This window comes from Klebsiella sp. CN_Kp066 (genome assembly GCF_040065135.1).
In the GTDB taxonomy this organism is placed as follows: domain Bacteria; phylum Pseudomonadota; class Gammaproteobacteria; order Enterobacterales; family Enterobacteriaceae; genus Klebsiella; species Klebsiella oxytoca.
In genome coordinates, this window is the sequence record NZ_JBEAIU010000033.1 from 65,664 (window position 1) to 72,056 (window position 6,393).

6 protein-coding genes are annotated in these 6,393 nt (G+C 54.6%); 2 read left to right on the forward strand and 4 right to left on the reverse strand.

Annotated features, from left to right (window positions below; translation table 11 throughout):
- Positions 1-6: 6 nt before the first annotated feature.
- The 4 genes from ABLV75_RS11700 to otnK are packed head-to-tail and all read right to left on the reverse strand — an operon-like array spanning position 7 to position 3,477.
- Entirely contained in the window at positions 7-783 is a 777-nt protein-coding gene (locus ABLV75_RS11700) for a TIM barrel protein (protein ID WP_004100293.1), read from the reverse strand.
- On the reverse strand, positions 764-1,573 hold the full coding sequence (locus tag ABLV75_RS11705) for a DeoR/GlpR family DNA-binding transcription regulator (RefSeq protein WP_187145416.1): 810 nt from the start codon (positions 1,571-1,573) through the stop codon (positions 764-766). The genes ABLV75_RS11700 and ABLV75_RS11705 overlap by 20 nt, the downstream gene beginning before the upstream one ends.
- 6 nt (positions 1,574-1,579) lie before the next feature.
- Positions 1,580-2,224, reverse strand: a complete 645-nt coding sequence (locus ABLV75_RS11710; RefSeq protein ID WP_004100297.1) for an aldolase — start codon at positions 2,222-2,224, stop codon at positions 1,580-1,582.
- A complete protein-coding gene (gene otnK, locus ABLV75_RS11715) occupies positions 2,221-3,477 on the reverse strand; it encodes a 3-oxo-tetronate kinase (RefSeq protein ID WP_004100299.1) in 1,257 nt (418 codons plus the stop codon). The genes ABLV75_RS11710 and otnK overlap by 4 nt, the downstream gene beginning before the upstream one ends.
- A gap of 378 nt (positions 3,478-3,855) precedes the next feature.
- Here otnK and ABLV75_RS11720 point away from each other — a divergent pair, with 378 nt between their 5' ends.
- Both ABLV75_RS11720 and ABLV75_RS11725 read left to right on the forward strand, forming a co-directional pair.
- Positions 3,856-4,548, forward strand: coding sequence for an AraC family transcriptional regulator (locus ABLV75_RS11720; protein WP_004100300.1), 693 nt, complete (start codon positions 3,856-3,858; stop codon positions 4,546-4,548).
- A gap of 382 nt (positions 4,549-4,930) precedes the next feature.
- Positions 4,931-5,833: a LysR substrate-binding domain-containing protein gene (locus ABLV75_RS11725; RefSeq protein WP_004100304.1), complete on the forward strand. Its 903-nt coding sequence runs from the start codon at positions 4,931-4,933 to the stop codon at positions 5,831-5,833.
- The last annotated feature ends 560 nt before the right edge of the window (positions 5,834-6,393 follow it).

Below are 6,393 nucleotides of genomic sequence, written 5' to 3' on the forward strand. Positions count from 1 at the left end.
TTAAAATTACAGGTAAGGCGTTATCCAGCGTAATGATTCGGGGCCTGATGTTGAGGGTTGATATTCACAACCAATCCAGCCCTTGTAGTTCATTTTTTTAATAAAATCGAATAACCATGCTTCATTTAATTCGCCGGTCCCAGGTTCATGGCGATAAGGAACGGAAGCAATTTGAATATGTTTGATAAGCGTAAAGTAGCGTTCAATATTTTTGGCGACGTTGCCGTGAATTTTCTGGCAGTGATAAATATCAAACTGTAAACCGATATTGTTCCTGGCGACCTGGTCAATGATTGCTGCGGCCAGCGGAAAGCTATCAATAAAATAGCCGGGCATATCCTGCGAGTTTAATGGTTCAATCAGCACGTCTATTCCCGCAACAGCCAGCACATCGCAGGCGATACGCAGCCTGTTGCGCAAGAGCTTAAGCTGGGCCTGATGCGTCAGAGCATCGCAGCGCAAGCCCGCCATAACGTGAACCCGGCGGCAGCCCAGCGCCGTGGCATAATGACGAGCCCGCTCCAGACTGCGGTGAAACTCCTCTTCGCGCCCGGGTAGCGCTGCCAGCCCGCGTTCACCCTGAGACCAGTTGCCTGCCGGAGCGTTCATCAGCACCAGCGGTAGAGACGTTTGCCGCTGTGCCGCCTGCAGCTGTTCCAGCGGGTGTTGCCAGAGAAATAGCCCTTCAATGCCGTGAAAACCGGCCGCTTTTGCCGCCTGGAAACGGGCCGCTATCGGTAAATCGGTAAATAGCCAATCGAGGTTAGCCGCGAGCTTCAGCATGATGCGCATCCTCCCGGCTATCTACCAGATGCAGCTTCACCCCCTGGCTGGCAATAGCGTGTTGCGCATCCTCCGGTAGCCGGTTATCAGAAACAATATCGGTCAATTGCTCCAGCCCGCAGATATGGAACATGCCGTATTTGCCAAATTTACTGCTATCGCAGACCAGTACCCGACGCCGGGAAACGGTGAGCACCGCCTCCTTGACCGAGGCTTTCCCTTCGCTCGGCGTTGACATCCCGCGTTCGGTATCCCACGAAGAGGAGCTCAGAAACGCCACGTCAATATTAATGGTGCGAAGAAAGCTGGCGGCGCTTTTACCAATGCTTGAGCGGTTGCGCTGGTCCACCAGGCCGCCGGTGTGATAGAGCGTGATATGCGGCATATCCATCAGGTAGTGGCTGATGGAAAAGTCGTTGGTGACGACCGTCAGGTTAAAACAGCGGCTGGCGGCCACCGCTTTCGCCACTTCAAACAACGAGGTGCCGGCATCGAGGTAGAGCGTTTGACCCGGCTCGATGAGCATCGCCGCCAGCTGGCCCATTTTGCGTTTTACTTCATGATGCAACTCCGCTTTCTCTCGCCACGGCAGCTCGGATTTAAGCAGGTTATTGAGCTTCACGCCGCCGTTAATGGCGATAACCTTGCCTTCTTCTTCCAGCAGCTGAATGTCGCGGCGTACCGTCATATGCGACACGCTCATCAGCTCCGCCAGTTCATTGAAGGAGGCGGCGTTTTTTTCATGCACGTAGCGGTAAATAAAGTCGCGCCGTTGTTCCGGGATCATCATCGCACCTCAGGCCTGTCGGGATTGTTCGAGTTCGGCCACTGCTGCTTCTGAGAGCGGGACATAGCCGAGCGGTTTTAAGGTCAGCCAGATACGGGCGCTGTCTTCCAGTTCTTCGGCGTTAAACACCGCCTCGCGCAGCGAGCGACCGCTCACTACCGGCCCGTGATTGGCCAGTAGCGCCGCCGTATGGTCTGCGGCGATGTCACTGAGCGCGCTGGCAATGCCCTCGTGTCCGGGTTTGAAATAGGGCAGCAGCGGCAGCCGTCCGACGCGCATCACGTAGTACGGCGTTAGCGGCGGCAGGCAGTTTTCCGGCGTGGCGCACGGTAGACAGGAGAGCGCGGTCAGCCACGGAGAGTGCAGATGTACAACGGCCCCGCAGGAAGACCGGTGGCGGTACCACGCCAGATGCATAGGGACCTCTTTTGACGGCTTATCGCCGCTGAGATGCACGCCATCGGCATCCAGTCGACTCAGGGTGGCGGCCTGCAGTTCACCCAGACAGGAATTGGTTGGGGTCACCAGATAGCCGCCGTCCGGCAGCTTCACGCTGAGATTGCCGGAACCGCCGCTGCTGTAGCCGCGCATAAACAGCGAGCGCCCATAGTGGACCAGTTGTTCGCGGAGTTGGTGTTCACTCACCGGATTCATGATGGATACTCCTGGGCCGTAAAAAAGAAATCTTCGTCGCCAAAGTTGCCTGACTTCAGGGCCAGCGCCAGGCCGAAGGAGAAGACCCAGGGTACGCCCGGCGCGATCGCTCTGCCGACGGCCAGGCGCTTCACCTGTAGCGCTTCCACGACGGTGCCGGAGGTTTCTCCGCCAGCGACAATAAAGGTGTTGACGCCTGCGGCCAGAAGTTTGGCGCTCAGCCGGGCGAAAGTGCGTTCGATTGCCCGACTGGCGGCCTGTTCGCCGTATTCCTGCTGAATGCGCTGTAGCGCCTCTGGCGGCTGGGTGGCATAAAGTAGCGGCGCGAGCGGGTCGCTGATATGCGCCATCGCCCAGGTAGACAGTTCGTCGCTGTAGCTTTCGGTATCCGACAGGCAGCGGGCAACGTCAAGCAAACAGGATGCCGCCTGGGCTTTATAGCGGTTGACCTGGCGGTTGCTCATCGTCGAACAGCTGCCGGAGAACACGACTGCTCTGGCGGGAGAGGGAAAGCGGTGCGGCGACGCAACAGGATGACCACCAGCGTTAGCGGCCAGCGCGCCGCCGAGACCGGAACCTCCGGCCAGCAGCGGATACTCCTGCAGCGCCTGAGCCAGGGTATGGAGATCGGTGCCGTCCAGCGTATCGACAATCACATGGCGCGTCCCTTCAGTCTGATAGCGTTCTAAGGCGTAAGTGACCGCTTCCACACCGCTGCGAATCGTATTGAGAGCAATGTGCCCAACCGGGCTGGCCGTCTGCGCGGCCAGCAGGCGCGGTACGCTGGCATCGGTCATCGGATTTAGCGGATGTTTTTCCATACCGGATTCGTTAAGCAGCACCCCGTTCACAAACAGATGGCCGTGGACCACCGTGCGCCCGTTTTGCGGCAGAGCGGGGCAGTGAACGATTAGCGGGGCCTGAATGTCGTTCATCAGCGCATCGCTTACCGGGCCGATGTTGCCCGCCGGCGTGGAATCAAAGGTTGAGCAATACTTGAAATAGAGCTGGCGGACGCCGGCGTTTTGTCTTAGCCAGCGGGCGCAGGCCAGGGACTGGGCGACGGCCTGTTCTGCCGGTAAAGCGCGGCTCTTCAACGAGATGACGATAGCGTCAACCTCTTCGTTCCAGCTCTGAGTGATATCGGGCATGCCGGGCAGCAGCGCGACTCGCCAGCCCTGTTCAGCCATAAAGCTTGCTATATCCGTTGCGCCGGTAAAATCGTCGGCGATAACGCCTGTAGTGACGGCCATGGATCCACTCCGTTCAAGTTGTTTTCACATTGAACCTATTATTCAGGAGGGCATTTCACATTCACATGATGATTCTCACAAACAACAACATCACGAAAACGCATGATATTTGTATAACTTTATGAAATATAACAATTAATCATTTGTCGGTCAGAAATTTGTGCTCACAGTTTTCTGTGAAGATTCGTTAAAGTTTGAGAACGCTGGCCGCCTGAGCGCGGGCAGCTCTCAGGCATCGTCCTCCTGAACCGGCGTAACGGTTGTGCATTTTGATCATATTCATCTGTTTAAATGAGATTATTTTTTGCGTCAGTCATCATCCTTTTTATCCGTAATATTTTGCATATTAACCGCTTGCAAAAGCTTACGGAGAATAAGATGGCGGAAAATAAAAGGGATAATGGCATCGTTTTTTTTAGTTCGTTAACAGATGTTTTTTCGCGGGCAACGGGGCTGACGGCGACGGTTATTAAGGTAACCGACGGTCGCTTGCCCGATTGCTATGCGGGGGCAGATTTCTTTTCCCTACCGCTGGTTCAAAGCAATAAAATATGCGGGTATATTATTTTTGACCATCGAGCAGCAACCGATAATAATCATCGCTCGGCGGCGATAAGGCTACTGCATTTCATCGTTAGTCATTACTCAGCGATGGAAGAAGCAGAGGAGGAAGGTGCGAGACAGGCGCGACAAAAGAGCACTTTTTATTATGCGCAAAAATCGCCGCATGAAATAAAACTGGCGGCTGCGCTGCGCTATATTGATGAACATTTATATGATGAGCTGTCTCTGGAATCTGTTGCCGCCCATGTTTGTCTCAGCGCTAACTACTTCAGCCGTTTTTTTAAAAAGCGTCAGGGCGTAAATTTTAAGGTGTGGGTCAATCAGAAGAAAATGCAGCGTGCCGGAGAGCTGCTCGGGGACCCGGCTAATTCCATAGACAGCGTGGCGCGTAAGCTTCAGTTTGCGCAAACCAGCTACTTTTGTCGGGTGTTCCGCGCTGCTCACCGCACGACCCCCCAGTCGTTCCGCGAACGGAACCTCTGGAGATCTTCACCTCGCATCGGTTAGCCTCGAATTCAGGCTAATACAGATTTTTCCTGGAGCATTCATAATGTGTGCCCGATCGCGGAATTTTTCAATTATGCCCATGGTCAGGTAATTAATTCCCATTGGCTCTCTTCATGTCTTCGCTAATAAACAAGTTAACGTGAAAAAATATTGACAACTTAATGCTTTTAATTGTGCAGAAATCACGTTGTTTAAATTGTCTTTATTGTAGCGCCTGGGTATCATTGGTTATTATTTGATCAGTGATAGTATGCATTAATCATGGAATAGATCAATGACACCTGACGGTAAAATAAAATATAACACCGGGGGCTAACCTGATGTCCTTGCGCGCTTTTTTTATCTATTAAACAATTTTTGCACGCCGTAAATGGAAGACGTTATGAGAGGAAAAATACCGAAAACTGAATTACTGGTGACTTTTGAGGTTGTGGCTCGCCATGAAAGTTATACCCGGGCAGCGGAAGAGTTGGCTTTAACACAAAGCGCCGTGTTCCGACAGGTCACGGCGCTGGAGGATTTCCTCCATACGTCATTATTTAATCATGCTAAAAAAAGGATTTTTTTAAATGAGGCCGGCAAGCATTATTTGTCTATCGTTAAAGAAACGTTGAACAAACTGGAGCGTGATACCAATTCGATTATGACCTGGCAACCGACGGTGCAGGTTCTTGAACTGGCCGTTAATCCCACCTTTAGCACCCACTGGCTGATCCCCAACCTGCGCGAGTTTAATAAATTAAATCCTGACATCATCGTTAATATTCATTCGCTGGCCAGCATGAGTGATTTTCTGAGCCGCGAGTACGATGCCGCCATTATGCGCGAGGATTTTTGCTCGCCGTGGTCTGAAGTGGAGTATCTGTTTGAAGAGGAAATTTTGCCGGTGTGCGGCTGCGGACTGCTGTCGGAACCCGGGCAAAAGCTGGCGGTGGAGGAGCTGCTGGGCGAATTTCCGCTGCTGCATCAAAGCACGCGGATTCACGGCTGGCAGGAGTGGTTTGCGCTGTCGAATATCACCAGCCCGCAGATCAACATCGGTCCACGTTTCGATCTGCTCTCGATGCTGATTGCGGCAGTGCGTTCAAATCTGGGAGTCGCGCTACTGCCGCGTTTTGCCATTCAGCATGACCTGGATAGCGGTGAGATGGTGATCCCCTGCGATGTGCCGATTCGTACCGGTAACCGTTTTATTATGACGTGGCAGGAGGATAAAACGGAATCCCGTCATTTGCAGGTATTTCGCGACTGGCTGCTGCAAAAATCGGTGGTGTCGGCTGCCTGACGGCGCTTTACCCGGGCTTCTGGCCCGCAAACGGCGGTGAACCCGTAGCCCGGGCAAGGCGCGTTGAGCGCCGCCCCCGGGAGCAGCGCGCAGAGTAGCCCAGTAGAGAGCAGAGTCGTTGAACTCCGCGGAGGCGATGCTGCGCATCTGTCCGGGCTACCAGGTTGCAAACGGCGGTGAACCCGTAGCCCGGGCAAGGCGCGTCAAGCGCCGCCCCCGGGAGCAGCGCGCAGAGTAGCCCAGTAGAGAGCAGAGTCGTTGAACTCCGCGGAGGCGATGCTGCGCATCTGTCCGGGCTACCAGGTTGCAAACGGCGGTGAACCCGTAGCCCGGGCAAGGCGCGTCAAGCGCCGCCCCGGGAGCAGCGCGCAGAGCCCCCTACAGAGAACAGAGTGGCTGAATTTCCCGGAGGTGATGCTGCGCATCTGTCCGGGCTACCGCGCTGCAAACGGCAATGAACCTGTAGCCCGGGCAAGGCGCGTCAAGCGCCGCCCCCGGGAGCTGTGCGCAGAATACCCCAGTAGAGAGCAGAGTCGTTGAACTCCCCGGAGGCGATGCTG